This window comes from Myroides sp. LoEW2-1 (assembly GCF_009767705.1).
In the GTDB taxonomy this organism is placed as follows: domain Bacteria; phylum Bacteroidota; class Bacteroidia; order Flavobacteriales; family Flavobacteriaceae; genus Flavobacterium; species Flavobacterium album_A.
In genome coordinates this window covers 52,901-67,069 of sequence record NZ_WSPP01000172.1, presented here as the reverse complement: position 1 = coordinate 67,069, position 14,169 = coordinate 52,901, and the positions used below count along the sequence as shown (strand labels likewise).

The 14,169-nt window shown below is 34.6% G+C and carries 11 protein-coding genes and 1 tRNA gene; all 12 read left to right on the top strand.

Annotation, left to right across the window (positions count from 1 at the left end; translation table 11 throughout):
* Positions 1 to 6 precede the first annotated feature (6 nt).
* The 12 genes from mraY to GOQ24_RS10625 all read left to right on the top strand — a co-directional run bounded on the left by mraY (position 7) and on the right by GOQ24_RS10625 (position 13,093).
* A complete protein-coding gene (gene mraY / locus GOQ24_RS10680; protein WP_155092101.1) occupies positions 7 to 1,218 on the top strand; it encodes a phospho-N-acetylmuramoyl-pentapeptide-transferase in 1,212 nt (403 codons plus the stop codon).
* A 1-nt stretch (position 1,219) separates the two neighbouring features.
* Entirely contained in the window at positions 1,220 to 2,554 is a 1,335-nt protein-coding gene (gene murD, locus GOQ24_RS10675; RefSeq protein WP_155092102.1) for a UDP-N-acetylmuramoyl-L-alanine--D-glutamate ligase, read from the top strand.
* A 16-nt stretch (positions 2,555 to 2,570) separates the two neighbouring features.
* Entirely contained in the window at positions 2,571 to 3,818 is a 1,248-nt protein-coding gene (locus GOQ24_RS10670) for an FtsW/RodA/SpoVE family cell cycle protein (RefSeq protein WP_155092103.1), read from the top strand.
* Between the two features lie 8 nt (positions 3,819 to 3,826).
* On the top strand, positions 3,827 to 4,915 hold the full coding sequence (murG, locus tag GOQ24_RS10665) for an undecaprenyldiphospho-muramoylpentapeptide beta-N-acetylglucosaminyltransferase (protein WP_155092104.1): 1,089 nt from the start codon (positions 3,827 to 3,829) through the stop codon (positions 4,913 to 4,915).
* Positions 4,915 to 6,261 carry a UDP-N-acetylmuramate--L-alanine ligase gene (gene murC / locus GOQ24_RS10660; protein WP_155092105.1) on the top strand — a complete coding sequence of 449 codons (1,347 nt, stop codon included), beginning with the start codon at positions 4,915 to 4,917 and terminating at the stop codon, positions 6,259 to 6,261. Before murG ends, murC begins: the two co-directional genes overlap by 1 nt.
* Before the next feature lie 12 nt (positions 6,262 to 6,273).
* Positions 6,274 to 7,011, top strand: a complete 738-nt coding sequence (locus GOQ24_RS10655; protein WP_160339658.1) for a cell division protein FtsQ/DivIB — start codon at positions 6,274 to 6,276, stop codon at positions 7,009 to 7,011.
* 9 nt (positions 7,012 to 7,020) lie between these two features.
* A complete protein-coding gene (gene ftsA / locus GOQ24_RS10650; RefSeq protein WP_155092106.1) occupies positions 7,021 to 8,463 on the top strand; it encodes a cell division protein FtsA in 1,443 nt (480 codons plus the stop codon).
* A 13-nt stretch (positions 8,464 to 8,476) separates the two neighbouring features.
* Positions 8,477 to 10,591, top strand: a complete 2,115-nt coding sequence (ftsZ, locus tag GOQ24_RS10645; RefSeq protein WP_155092107.1) for a cell division protein FtsZ — start codon at positions 8,477 to 8,479, stop codon at positions 10,589 to 10,591.
* Positions 10,592 to 10,690: 99 nt separating this feature from the next.
* Positions 10,691 to 11,143 carry a GatB/YqeY domain-containing protein gene (locus GOQ24_RS10640; RefSeq protein WP_155092108.1) on the top strand — a complete coding sequence of 151 codons (453 nt, stop codon included), beginning with the start codon at positions 10,691 to 10,693 and terminating at the stop codon, positions 11,141 to 11,143.
* 15 nt (positions 11,144 to 11,158) lie between these two features.
* Positions 11,159 to 11,232: transfer RNA gene (locus GOQ24_RS10635), tRNA-Arg, on the top strand.
* Between the two features lie 257 nt (positions 11,233 to 11,489).
* Positions 11,490 to 12,200, top strand: coding sequence for a hypothetical protein (locus tag GOQ24_RS10630; RefSeq protein WP_155092109.1), 711 nt, complete (start codon positions 11,490 to 11,492; stop codon positions 12,198 to 12,200).
* Between the two features lie 473 nt (positions 12,201 to 12,673).
* On the top strand, positions 12,674 to 13,093 hold the full coding sequence (locus tag GOQ24_RS10625) for a CBS domain-containing protein (RefSeq protein ID WP_155092110.1): 420 nt from the start codon (positions 12,674 to 12,676) through the stop codon (positions 13,091 to 13,093).
* Positions 13,094 to 14,169: the final 1,076 nt, after the last annotated feature.

Sequence of the window (14,169 nt, the reverse complement as noted above, 5' to 3'; positions counted from 1 at the left end):
AGAATTATGTTGTATTATTTATTTCAGTATTTAGATAGTATTTTGAAAATACCAGGAGCGGGAGTGTTTCAGTACATTACTTTTCGCTCAGGAATGGCAGTGATTTTTTCATTGTTGTTTTCTATCATTTACGGAAAGAGAATTATTAGATTTTTATACAGAATGCAAGTAGGAGAGACCGTTAGGGATCTTGGTCTTGAAGGACAAAAAGAGAAAGCTGGTACGCCTACTATGGGAGGAGTAATTATTATTTTAGCAACTCTTATTCCTGTATTGCTTTTTGCAAAATTAGATAATGTCTATGTCTTATTGTTGATATTAACTACCCTTTGGATGGGAGCTATTGGTTTCTTAGATGACTATATTAAAGTATTTAAGAAAGATAAAGATGGGTTAAAGGGAAGATTCAAAGTTGTAGGACAAGTAGGGTTGGGGCTAATTGTAGGTTCAGTTTTATACTTTAGTCCAAGTGTCACTGTTAGAGATACACCTGCTAATCAGGTTATCGTTGAGAGTACTGTAAGTAAGTACGATGTTAAATCGACAGCAACAACGATTCCTTTTTTCAAAGATAATGAGTTTGATTATAATATGCTGATTAGCTGGATGGGGGAAGGAGCAGAAAAGTATGCTTGGCTTGTATTCATTCCTATAGTCATTTTTATTATTACAGCAGTATCGAATGGTGCTAATCTCACCGATGGTATAGATGGCTTAGCCGCTGGTACCTCCGCAATATCCACTTTTGTGCTGGGTATTTTTGCGTTTGTATCAGGTAACGTAATATTTTCTAATTATTTGAATATTATGTATATCCCAAATTCGGGTGAAATGACTGTTTTTATATCCGCCTTTATGGGAGCTCTGATAGGATTCCTATGGTATAATACCTATCCAGCTCAAGTGTTTATGGGTGATACAGGAAGTTTGACAATAGGGGGGATTATTGCAGTTATGGCTATCGCTGTTCGTAAAGAGTTATTGATTCCAGTATTGTGTGGTATATTCTTGATTGAGAATTTATCTGTAGTGATGCAAGTATCTTATTTTAAGTATACGAAAAAGAAATATGGTGAAGGAAGAAGGATTTTCTTAATGTCTCCTTTACACCACCATTTTCAAAAGAAAGGATATCACGAAAGTAAGATTGTTACTCGTTTCTGGATTATAGCCATATTATTGGGCGTATTTTGTTTAGTATCACTAAAACTGAGATAAGATGAAGAAGATTGCAATTTTAGGAGCAGGAGAAAGTGGTGTAGGTACGGCTATTTTAGCATTGCAAAAGGGATATAGTGTTTTTGTTTCCGATTTTGGGACAATAAAAGATAATTATAAAGAAGCATTGACAAATGCTGGTATTTGTTGGGAAGAGAATGGGCATACAGAAGCGGAGATTTTAGATGCTGATGTAGTTGTAAAAAGTCCAGGTATTCCTGATAAAGCACCAATCATTAAGAAATTAGTTGATAAGGGTGTAAAGATCATTTCTGAAATTGAATTTGCATATCATTTCAATTCAGAATTATCAATAGCTATCACAGGAAGTAATGGAAAGACAACAACGACAATGTTGACTTACAAATTGCTTAAGGATGGGGGGTTAGATATCGGTATAGCTGGTAACATTGGTGACAGTTATGCTGGTCAAGTTGCAAGTAATCCTGAGAAATGCTATGTGCTTGAGTTAAGTAGTTTTCAGTTAGACGGAATAGTAGAATTTAGACCAAATATTGCTGTACTAACTAATCTAAGTCCAGATCACCTGGATCGATATGATTATAAGTACTCGAATTACATTGATTCTAAGTTTAGAATCACTATGAATCAAACGGCTGAAGATTATTTTATTTATGATTATGACGATGAGGAAATTCAACAGTGGTTGAAAACTCATACAATAAAAGCTAAGGCATTGCCTTTCTCATTGTATAAAAAATTAGATGAGGGGGCTTATGTTGAGGATAAAAATATTGTTGTGACTATGAATAAAGAAACAATTGTATTGCCAATTGAAGATTTAGGAATTGAGGGATTGCATAATGTGAAAAATGCAATGGCAGCAACTACTATTGCTCAATTAAAGAGAATTCGAAAGGATAAGATTAGAGAAAGTCTTTCTGATTTCCAAGGGGTAGAGCATAGACTTGAAAAAGTCTTGAAAGTAGATAATGTTCAATATATTAATGATTCAAAAGCGACTAATATCAATGCTACTTTCTTTGCTTTGGAAAGTATGAAGACACCAACAGTGTGGATAGTAGGTGGTGTTGATAAAGGGAATGACTATCACGAGTTAATGCCTTTGGTTCGCGAAAAGGTGAAAAGTATTGTTTGTTTAGGGCTTGATAATACCAAAATACGCGATGCTTATCAGAATGTAGTAGAATCATTTGTAGAGGTTCAAACGATGAATGACGCTGTGAAAGTGGCACAAAGTTTAGCAGAAAGTGGCGATGCAGTATTGTTGTCACCTGCTTGTGCAAGTTTTGATTTGTTTGAGAACTACGAGGATAGAGGAAGACAGTTTAAAGATGAAGTACATAATTTATAAAGTAAGTATATAAACAATGAAGTGGTTGTACGCACATTTATACGGAGATAAAACGATTTGGGCATTAGTTATTCTATTGGCCTGTTTCTCTATTATGCCTGTATATAGTGCGAGTACAAATTTAGTTTATACTGTAGGAACTGGTGAAAAGACGATTTATTATTTGATCAAGCACTTTGTACACATCAGTGTAGGTCTAATTTTTATGTGGTTGGTTCACCGTGTAGATTATCGCTATTTTAAGCTTGTAGGTTTTGTAGGAATACCTGTCGTGGTACTATTGTTAATCTACACGTTGACAAAGGGAACAATGATAGGCGGAGCAAATGCCAGTAGATGGGTTAGTGTGCTGGGTGTTCAGTTTCAACCTTCTTCTATAGCAGCAATTGTATTGACCGTTTATGTCGCTCAATATTTAGTAAAGATAAAGGACAAGACAGTTGATTTTGTTTCTTCTTTATGGGAGTTGTGGTTGCCAGTGGGATTAATCGTATTGCTAATTTTACCAGCAAACTTTTCTACGGCTGCAATTATTTCGCTTGTAGTTTTTACAGTTGCACTTATAGGCAAGTATCCGTTAAAGTACTTAGCTATTATCTGTTCTGCGGCAGTATTGTTTATTGGGATCTTTATGATTACGGCAAAGGCTTTTCCAGGTTTATTTCCCAATCGAGTGGATACTTGGATTAGTAGAATTGACAGATTCGCCAATTCAGACGATTCTACCAAAGACTTGTACCAAGTACAAAATGCAAAAATAGCAATTGCCTCAGGTGGATTGTTTGGCTTAGGGCCAGGTAAAAGTGTTCAGAAGAACTTTTTGCCACAATCTTCATCAGATTTCATTTACGCTATTATAGTTGAGGAATATGGTGTCGTTTTTGGAGTGTTTTTGCTCTTTGTATATATGTCGTTGTTCTTTCGTTTTTTGATTGCGATACACAGGGCTCCCACAGTATTTGGTCAACTCCTGGTGGTCGGATTAGGATTTTTTCTAATCTATCAGACGTTGATTAATATTGGAGTTGCAGTTTCGTTTTTACCGACAACGGGTCAACCCTTACCTCTTATTAGTAGTGGAGGGACATCTATATGGATGACATGTGTAGCTTTAGGTATTATCCTTAGTGTTACAAAAAGTGAAAGAGAAATTCAGGAACGCGAAATGGAGAAGAGTGATGCAGAGAAGCGTGAAGAAGAAGAATTGAATAGAATTCAATTAGAAAAAGAACAAATTTTAGAACAAGAGTTAAAAGAAAATTAGATTATAATATGAGTCATGCACCTCGGTTTATATTGAGTGGAGGAGGAACGGGAGGACATATATACCCAGCCTTAGCAATTGCAAATGAATTGAAGAGTCGATTTGCTAATGCTGAGATATTGTTTGTGGGTGCAGAAGGTCGTATGGAGATGCAGAAAATACCACAGGCTGGGTATGCTATCGAAGGATTGTGGATCTCTGGCTTGAAAAGGGAGTTATCGTTAGATAACTTATCATTTCCTTTTAAAGTAATTAGCAGTCTGCTTAAATCGAGAAAGATCATAAAAAGGTTTAAGCCAGATGTTGTGATTGGGACAGGGGGATACGCAAGTGGAGCTGTTGTAAAGGTAGCTGCAGATATGGGAATCCCAACTGTTGTACAAGAGCAGAATTCTTTTCCTGGTATTACTAACAAGTTATTAGGAAAGAAAGCAAAGGCTATTTGTGTGGCATATGATAACCTTGAAGCGTTTTTTCCAAAAGATAAGCTGGTCAAGACAGGTAATCCCGTTAGACAGGATTTACTGGTATTAAGCGATAAGGCTGAAGCTAAAGCCTCTTTCAAATTGGATGTAAGTAAGAAAACACTTTTAGTGTTAGGAGGAAGCTTAGGGGCGAGAAGGATAAATCAATTAGTTGAAAGTAATCTTGGCTTATTCGAAGAAATGGAGCTTGAGGTTATTTGGCAATGTGGTAAGTTATATTACGAAGAATACAAGAAATACAACAGTAGTAGGGTAAAAGTATTAGCGTTTGTAGATAGAATGGATTATGCTTTTGCATCAGCTGATATTGTAGTTTCGCGAGCTGGAGCTTCTTCAGTTTCTGAATTAGCAATAGTAGGAAAACCAGTCATATTTGTGCCTTCTCCTAATGTGGCAGAAGATCACCAAACTAAGAATGCTTTAAGTATTGTAGAACGCGGTGGTGCGCTAATGGTTAAAGAAAGTGAGTTGGATACTTTTCCGGATTTGTTTAAATCCGTGTTAAGTGACGATAGTCGTATGCAAGAATTGGGAGATAACTTTAAAAAGTTAGCCTTGCCAAATGCAACAAAAGATATTGTAGATCAAATAGTAGCTTTAATTAAAAAGTAATGAAAGTAATTGATAAAATAAAGAGTGTATATTTTATAGGGATTGGTGGTATTGGAATGAGTGCCCTTGCTCGTTATTTTAAATTCTTAGGTAAGAATGTCGCTGGATACGATAAAACGCCAACACAACTTACTAGAGAGTTAGAGGAAGTTGGTATTGAAATACATTATGAAGACAATATTGCTTTTATTGGAGAGGAGTATAAAGATATTGATAGTACAGTTGTTGTTATTACCCCTGCGGTACCTACATCTCATACAGAATGGATGTATTTTCAACAAGCTGGATTTGAAATTTTAAAGAGATCTGAGGTACTTGGTATCATCACAAAAGATACTTACTGTTTCGCTGTTGCTGGTACGCATGGTAAAACAACAACAACAAGTATTCTTGGACATTTACTTTATCAAGCTGGAGTAGATGTTACTGCTTTTGTAGGAGGAGTTGTTGAAAACTACCAGACTAATTTGATTGGTTCGGGTAAAACGGTTACAGTAGTGGAAGCAGATGAGTTTGATCGTTCATTTTTAAGATTGAGTCCCAATATCGCTTGTATCAATTCTACCGAAGCTGATCACTTAGATATTTTTGGAACAGCTGATGAGATGTTGATTTCTTTTAAGGAATTTGCTGCAAAAGTTGAGGATAAGAATTTGCTGTTTGTTCATGAAGATGTTGATTTAGATGGAGTGAAAGTTGGTTTTGGGGCAGATAGTAGCTTTCAGGTAAAGAATATTAGAATCGATAATGGTTGGTATATATTCGATATAGTGACGCCAAAAGAGACTGTGTCAGATGTTAGATTTGGATTACCAGGACATCACAATTTGACAAATGCATTAACAGCTTTTGCTATGGCATATGTGTATGGTGTAAATGTTAGTGATTTAGTGAATGCTTTGGAGACATTTAAGGGAGTGAGAAGAAGATTTTCTTATAAGATTCGCAATGAGAAGTTGATATTTATTGACGATTACGCTCATCATCCAACGGAGATTAAAGCAGTTAGTCAAGCAGTTCATGAGATGTATGGGGATAAGAAAATATTAGCAATCTTTCAACCTCATTTGTATAGTCGAACAAGAGATTTTATGGAAGAGTTCGGCGAGGCATTGTCAACTTTTGAGAATGTAGTTTTGTTGGATATTTACCCAGCACGTGAATTGCCTATAGAGGGAGTAACATCTGATAAACTATTAGAACTAATTAAGTCGAATAGTAAATGTTTGGTTGAAAAAAGCAGATTGATCAGCTATATAAAAGATTTTAACCCAGAGGTGGTACTGACTATTGGTGCTGGAGATATAGGTGAAATGATTAATGATATAAAATTGGAATTAGAATAAAATATAATAAGTGTGAAAAAGTTATTTAAGAGAATAAAGTGGGTTGATGTTCGCATATTGTTAGTGTGCGCTATTGCCTTTGTTGTTTATTCTTTTAGTAATAAAAAGAGCGAAGATAAAGAGATTAGTGGTATAGAAGTTTTTTTCAAAGGTGAGGATTATCATTTTGTAACAGGAGCAGATATTCGCAGTATGGTTGAAAAAAGTTTACCAAACACTTCCAGAGTTAATAGATCTATAGTAGATTTGAAGAAAGTGGAAGATGAAGTCTTAAGTAATGAGCTAATTAAGAATGCAGAAGTGTATCTATCTATAGATGGAAAGTTATATGTAGATGTGTGGCAGAAGGAAGCAGTTGGACGTTATTTTGAGAATGGTAAGAGTTACTATATCGATAATACTGGAAGGAGTATGCCTATCTCTCACAATTTTTCACAACGAGTACCTATGATTGATGGTCGTATTACGGAAAACAATCGCGGGGATTTATTAAAAATGTTGAAGTTGATTAATGAAAGTGAGTTTTTAAAGCAGGATTTAACTGGAATTATTATACGGGGAGATGAAACCTTAATGTTAAAGAGTAGAACTAATGATTATAGTATTTCTTTTGGAACATTTGATGAAATGGAAAAGAAATTGAATAATTATACGGCCTTTGTGAAGTATTGTACAGAAGGCAAGTTAGACACAAAACAGTATAAGAGTATAAATCTTAGATTTACTCAACAAGTAGTATGTAGTAAATAGAAAATGACTATGAAAAATGAAAATATAGCTGTAGGATTAGACATTGGAACAACTAAGATTGTTGCAATGGTTGGAAAGAAAAACGAATATGGCAAGCTTGAAATTCTTGGATTAGGGAAGGCAAAAAGCTTAGGTGTGAAAAGGGGTGTAGTTAATAATATTACACAGACGATACAATCTATTCAGCATGCAGTTAAAGAAGCAGAGGCAGAAGCAGAATGTAGAATTAAGAAAGTTGTAGTTGGTATTGCAGGACAACATATTCGCAGTATCCAGCACAGCGATTACATAAGCCGTGAAAATCCTGATGAAGTAATAGGGGATAAAGACATTGAAAAGTTAATTGGACAGGTTCAGAAATTGAATATGTTACCTGGAGAAGAAATTATTCATGTATTACCTCAAGAATTTAAGATTGACGGAGAACCTGGAATTAAAGAACCAATAGGTATGTATGGAAGTAGATTGGAAGCTACTTTTCACGTGGTTGTTGGGCAGGCTGCTCTCATAAAGAACGCAGGAAGATGTATTAAAGATGCAGGATTAGAATTGTCAGGCATTACTTTAGAACCTTTGGCATCAGCTGAAGCTGTTTTGAGTCAAGAAGAGAAGGAGGCTGGTGTTGCTATTATTGATATAGGTGGTGGTACAACAGACTTGGCGATCTTTAAAGATGGAATAATTCGCCATACAGCTGTAGTTCCTTTCGGAGGGAACGTGATTACGGAAGATATCAAGGAAGGATGTTCTATCATTGAAAGACAAGCCGAGACATTGAAGGTTCGTTTTGGATCTGCTTGGCCGGGTGAAAATAAAGACAACGAGATTGTTTCTATTCCTGGTTTGAGAGGTAAAGAGCCAAAAGAGATTTCACTGAAGAATTTGTCTAAGATTATTCACGCTCGAGTGGATGAGATTATTCAATTGGTGTTTTCTGAAATTAAGACCTATGGATACGAAAACCCACAGAAGAAGTTAATTGCAGGAATTGTATTAACAGGTGGTGGTTCTGAATTGAAACATATAAAACAGTTAGTAGAATATATTACTGGAATAGATACTCGTATTGGTTATCCAAATGAGCATTTAGCGGGTGATTCAAGTCCTGAAATCTCAAGTCCATTATATGCAACAGCAGTGGGATTAGTGATGGAAAGTGATAAGAATCAAATAAAAGGAGCTGTTCCTTTTGAAGAGATTATAGCTTACGAAAAATTGCAAGAAGAAGAAAAGAAAATTATTGAACAGAAAGTTGTAGAGAATAACCCTATTTCACCATCAGTATCTGAAGAAGTGAAAAGTGAAAAAAGCGAACGCGTTCACATCAATTTAGAAAAAGATGAGGAAGTAGAAACTGAAAAAGAAGTTACAACAACTGTAGATAAATTTGAGAAAAGCTTTTTAGGTAGTTTTGTAAGAAAGATTAGAGATTATATTGAAAAGCAAGAATAAAAACGATACGTATATGGAGAATACAGATTTCGGAGGAATAAAATTCGATTTACCAAAAAATCAATCGAATGTAATTAAGGTGATTGGTGTCGGAGGAGGTGGAAGTAACGCGATTAACCACATGTTTAAGCAAGGTATTAAAGGTGTTGATTTTATCGTGTGTAATACTGATTCGCAAGCATTAGAGAATAGTCCCGTACCTAATAAAATTCAGTTAGGAGTTAATTTGACTGAAGGTCTTGGAGCGGGGGCAAATCCTGAAGTAGGGCAACAATCGGCTATAGAAAGTATTGAAGATATTGAGAAAATGCTTGATACCAACACAAAGATGGTATTTATAACGGCAGGTATGGGTGGAGGTACTGGTACTGGTGCTGCTCCTGTAATCGCTCAATTATCGAAAGAAAGAGATATTTTGACTGTTGGGATTGTTACTATTCCGTTTCAATTTGAAGGGAAAGTACGTCAAGAGCAGGCATTAAAAGGAGTTGAAAGGCTGCGTAAGCAAGTGGACTCTCTTGTGGTTATTAACAATAATAAGTTACGTGAAGTTTATGGTAACTTAGGATTTAAAGCTGGCTTCTCCAAAGCAGATGAAGTATTATCTACTGCAGCACGTGGTATTGCAGAGGTAATTACACATCACTATACTCAGAATATCGATTTAAAAGATGCTAAGACTGTTTTATCAGATAGTGGAACTGCTATTATGGGTTCTGCGACAGCTTCTGGTGATAGTAGAGCTAAGAACGCAATCGTCGATGCATTAGATTCTCCTTTGTTAAATGACAATAAAATTACAGGGGCTAAGAATGTTTTGCTTTTAATAGTTTCTGGATCAAACGAAATTACTTTAGATGAAATAGGTGAAATTAACGATCATATCCAAACAGAGGCTGGTCATAATGCTAATATCATTATGGGAGTAGGTGAGGATGAAAGTCTTGGTGAAGCTATTTCTGTAACTATTATCGCGACTGGTTTCAATGTTGAACAACAAAAAACGATTGTTGCTTCTGGTGAGCCAAAAGTGATTGTTCATACTTTAGGAGATGAACAAACTTTAGTTCGTAATCTTTCAAGTAATTCAGTAACAGGTAATTTAGGTTTTTCTACTCCAGATCAACCATTGACTAAAACTTCTGATAGTGCTGTGTCTCCAGCAGATGCTCCAGAAGAACGAAAAGTATTTACATTGGAAGCAGAGGATGAGTTTGAAAACGACTTTCTTTCTAATTCAACAGATATATCTGATGAACCAATAGTAGATCCAACTATTAGTGATGATGGAGGGCAGTTTGCTGTGAATTTTGAAAGCGTTGAGCCTAAAGCGCCAATTCAAACTGAGACTTCTCCTGCTGCTAAAAACTTAGATGTTTTCTTTGAAATAGTTACTCCTCAAAAAGAGGTAACTCCAGAGGTAGTAAATAGCACACAAGAAACTAAGACTTTAAATAAAGCTAAAGACTTACGCGATATTAAAGTTGTGGATCCTGAATTTGTTATCGTAACTAAAAAAATTGATGATACTGTTCAAGTACCTACAGCTAAGGTTGCTCAAACAGTTGTTTACAATCTTGATGATAACACTAATGAGTTCAATAGCGAAACTACATTAGATATTCAAGATCAGATTGATCATTCGACAACTGAAGACACTAAAGAGGAGTTTATTTATTTCTCACTTGAAGACTACACAGATAAAGAAGAGGAGTTAAAAACTGCGAAACCAAATGCATCTAAGCACGCTGAAGATATTGCAGAAGGGTTCAAAGTTTCTATGAAGGAAAATGAAGATGAGGGGGTAGCTAATGTTGAATCTCCTGTAACAGCTGAGAATGATGAGATTAACCCAATGGAAATGAGTATTGAAGAGTTTACGCTAAGAAGTCGTTCTGCTGAACGCAGAAAGAAAATGCGTGACTTTAACTACAAATTTAATAGTGGAACAGCAACTAATAGTCAGATCAATGACTTGGAATCAGAACCAGCTTACAAGAGAACTGGTGTAAATCTAAATGAGGTAGATGATTCTTCACAAAAGTCAAGAACATCAATTAGTTTAGATAGTAATAACGATAGTAAACTGCGTTCTAACAATTCTTTCTTACACGACAATGTAGATTAGCAATTGTATAGCGTACTTATAGGTTATAGATAAAAGCCAGAAAAGATATATTTTTTCTGGCTTTTTCTTATATTTGCAACAATCAAAAACAGATATGATATGAGTTTACAGTCAAATGTAATGGACGCAATGAAGAGTGCAATGAAGTCTAAAGATACTTTAGCCTTGGAGGCACTTAGAGCGATTAAGTCTGAGTTATTATTAGCCCAAACTCAATCAGGTAGTAAAGAAGAACTAACAGAGGAAGAAGAAATCAAAATACTTCAAAAGTTAGTGAAACAAAGAAAAGACAGTGCTAATATTTACCAAGAGCAAGGTCGTGAAGATTTGGTTCAACCAGAGTTAGATCAAGCAAAAGTAATCGAGGCATTCTTACCTGAACAGTTGTCAGAGGAGGAAGTGAGAAGTGCTATTGAAAAAATAGTTTCAGAAGGTTCTTTTTCTGGAATGGGTTCAATGGGACAGGTTATGGGGTTAGCATCAAAAGCTTTAGCTGGTAAAGCTGACGGTAAAACGATCTCAAGTATTGTAAAAGCTATTTTATCTAAATAAAATTATAATAGGTATGTCCGTGTAGTTCAACTGGATAGAATATCAGATTTCGGCTCTGAGGGTTGGGGGTTCGAACCCCTCCGCGGACGCTATGTATTGGCAAAAGTATTTGTCAAGTACTAAATAACACAACCTATTGTGTACTTAACTTCTGTTCAAATGCACGAGGAATGAAATAGATTGAATTAAGGTGGCTACCAGTTTTGGTAGCTACCTTTTTTTTGGTCTTTCGATATGATGTTACTAAAGTTTAATGTGTTAATAGATAGTTAAATAAAAATAAAGCGTAGCTTTGAGGAATATAAAGTTAGTAGTGCTTTATTAACTAATTTAATTAAAAAATAATATGAAAAAAGTAATGATTCTTGTTATGTCAGTTTCTTTTCTATTTACTGCTTGTAGTAGCGATGATAAAGGAAGTGATAGTGAAACTAATGGTGGAACAGAAGGAGGAGTAAATGTGAAATCTTATGGGACTTTCACGGTTCATACAAAAGTTGACGATGTAGATAAAAAGTTAGTGTATTGGAATTATCTTCCAGTTACTGGCTATGATAAAGTGAATGGTACTATTAAAGGTGTTCATATGGAAATGTGGGATGTGAATTATGGTGATACTAAAGAAAATTACGATAAAATTGACGAAGAACGCACTAAAGTATACGGTGAGTTGAAAGGAGGAAGTCTTTTAATTGCATTGAATAATGTAGAAGAAGGGCTTTATACTATTACAAATCGCTTTGGTCATTTTCCTAAGGATGTAAAAGACGGAGGAAGAAGATTAGCTATAATATCAGTTAATTTGGGTATAGAAAATGAAAAAAGACAGTCTAGTGATTATAATGATGCTGTGTATGAACACGTGGACGAAGGCTTCTATGTGGATGCAGTTAAAGTAGTAAAAGATAAAGAAGGTGCATTTCACTTTGATTTGTTGAAACCAATTCCTTTAGTGTTTAAAGAAGGTAAGCATGGAAGAGGAAATCCTAATGCTCCAAGGAGCATATCTGTGACAATAGAAGATGGTCACTCGCATGTTATTGAAGATTGGAATTAGTATTCATTTAATTTCAAAAGTTTATTGTAAAAAAGACCGAACTCAAGTATTTTACTTGAGTTCGGTCTTTTTTATGACACTGTACTGAGTTGTTTATTGTTTTGGGATTTACTTTTATTACAGTTTAGGTGTAGTCATTTTATGGCTAAATTCTCAGCAGGTTTGTTGAAGAACTATTCATATCTTTCAAATTTTAAAGTTAATGCTAAATGCGAATGAAAGATTATTATCGGTGGTTTTAACTCTTAAATTATACTCTATACTTGTGAAATTGTTTTTTTTTACTTTAGAATTAGGACATTTTGAATACGAAGTATAGTTCTTATGTACCTTGAATATAGTGGATTTAGAGTGTTTTAAGTGAAGATTTTGCCTTAATGGATAAAGTAAAAAATCCCATTTACTGATAAAAATCATGTTTTATGCTTTTTAGTCAACTTATCTTTGTAGTAGAAAGTTAATTAGATAGTGGTATGAGACAAAGAGTTCCAGTTTCGTCAATTATGACTTCAACTATTGTTAGCTTGAATTTGACGGATTCATTAACAGATGCTGAGAAGTTATTTAAAATGCACAAGATTCGTCACTTACCTGTAGTTTCAGGTCATAAGTTGGTAGGGATATTAAGTTATACAGATTTATTGAAAATCAGTTTAGCTGATACGGATGAAGATGATAATATCGTGGATACAACCGTTTATAATATGTTTACATTAGAACAGGTTATGGTAAAGAATGTTACTACGATACAGGCAGATGACAATATAAAGGATGCTGCTGAAATATTAGTTAAAAAAGATTTTCGAGCATTACCTGTTTTAGATGGGCAGGTACTTGTAGGAATGTTAACTACAACGGATTTGATAAAGTATCTTTTGAATCAATACGATTAGAAAGAATTGCTATAAAAAGAAAATTGATTTTGTGGTTTGTGAGTTTGGCTACAAAATTACATATTGTTGTTTGAGGAAAGCACTAGTGTTCAGCATTAGTGCTTTTTTATTTTGCATATAGATAGCGCTTTGGGAATAGCATCTTTGTTGAGTAGAATAGTGGTCTTGCTGTATAGATGTCTATATAAGTGAAGTATTTTTATAAATCTATAGCAGAAGTGTTTTTTATCCAAAAGATTCAAATAGTTTGTAAGGACGAGGATTAAAACCTCATGCATCACTGAAAGGGATAAGAATGTTTTTGTTTTTACATTAAGAGTCCGATTTGGAGCTATATCGCAACTATATGTGTGGTAATAAATATATAGCACTTGAATATATGAGTATCGTATAAAGCGAAATAACAATGTGTAAATGGTGCTTTAGGAATGTAATTAATATGAGTGAGTAAGTAATGCTATCACTATTTCTCTGTTTTTTTGTAAATAATCTTAATGTCTGAGATTATTAATCTTTACATACACTTGCTTAGCATTTGTAGATCATTTCAATAAAAGTGCTTACTCCTTCTTGTCGATTTTAAGACTTTAGAAATGGTTAAGCGCTTGCAAAACACTTAGATTCGTTGGACTTTCTTGCTGTTTTCTTCGTGTATCCTTGGGGTTTTATCTGCAAAAAGGCGTGTTTCTCGAAGAAAACCCTTAGCAAACTGCCAGAAATCCCAAAGGAAGTACGATCAAGATTGTACTGATTTTAACTTCATGCACAAAATAAATGTAGTTATTTTTGATCTCTAAGTTTTTCATGTCGCATCCATAGAGGCTCTATTAAAGGATGTGATTTTGTTGTTTTAAGAGATGATTAAATAGGATATTACCTTATCTAATTTTGCTTTATTTTAAAACGACATTAATACTTTTTGCCTTCTCTCAAGTTTTGAAGCCGATGTGGTTTTTTGAAGTACTTGTTTTAACTTATGGTAGATATTTGAGATTTTAACAAGAATGTAATGCTAATTGTACTTATAATTTAAAATGAAAAGAATGACAGGTATACAATGGTGTACAATGAGTTAT

What these genes read in the sequence shown, in the direction of transcription:
- mraY (WP_155092101.1), top strand. Translation starts at nt 7, where the DNA reads ATGTTGTATTATTTATTTCAGTATTTAGATAGTATTTTGAAAATACCA.
- murD (WP_155092102.1), top strand. Translation starts at nt 1,220, where the DNA reads ATGAAGAAGATTGCAATTTTAGGAGCAGGAGAAAGTGGTGTAGGTACG.
- GOQ24_RS10670 (WP_155092103.1), top strand. Translation starts at nt 2,571, where the DNA reads ATGAAGTGGTTGTACGCACATTTATACGGAGATAAAACGATTTGGGCA.
- murG (WP_155092104.1), top strand. Translation starts at nt 3,827, where the DNA reads ATGAGTCATGCACCTCGGTTTATATTGAGTGGAGGAGGAACGGGAGGA.
- murC (WP_155092105.1), top strand. Translation starts at nt 4,915, where the DNA reads ATGAAAGTAATTGATAAAATAAAGAGTGTATATTTTATAGGGATTGGT.
- ftsA (WP_155092106.1), top strand. Translation starts at nt 7,021, where the DNA reads ATGAAAAATGAAAATATAGCTGTAGGATTAGACATTGGAACAACTAAG.
- ftsZ (WP_155092107.1), top strand. Translation starts at nt 8,477, where the DNA reads ATGGAGAATACAGATTTCGGAGGAATAAAATTCGATTTACCAAAAAAT.
- GOQ24_RS10640 (WP_155092108.1), top strand. Translation starts at nt 10,691, where the DNA reads ATGAGTTTACAGTCAAATGTAATGGACGCAATGAAGAGTGCAATGAAG.
- GOQ24_RS10630 (WP_155092109.1), top strand. Translation starts at nt 11,490, where the DNA reads ATGAAAAAAGTAATGATTCTTGTTATGTCAGTTTCTTTTCTATTTACT.
- GOQ24_RS10625 (WP_155092110.1), top strand. Translation starts at nt 12,674, where the DNA reads ATGAGACAAAGAGTTCCAGTTTCGTCAATTATGACTTCAACTATTGTT.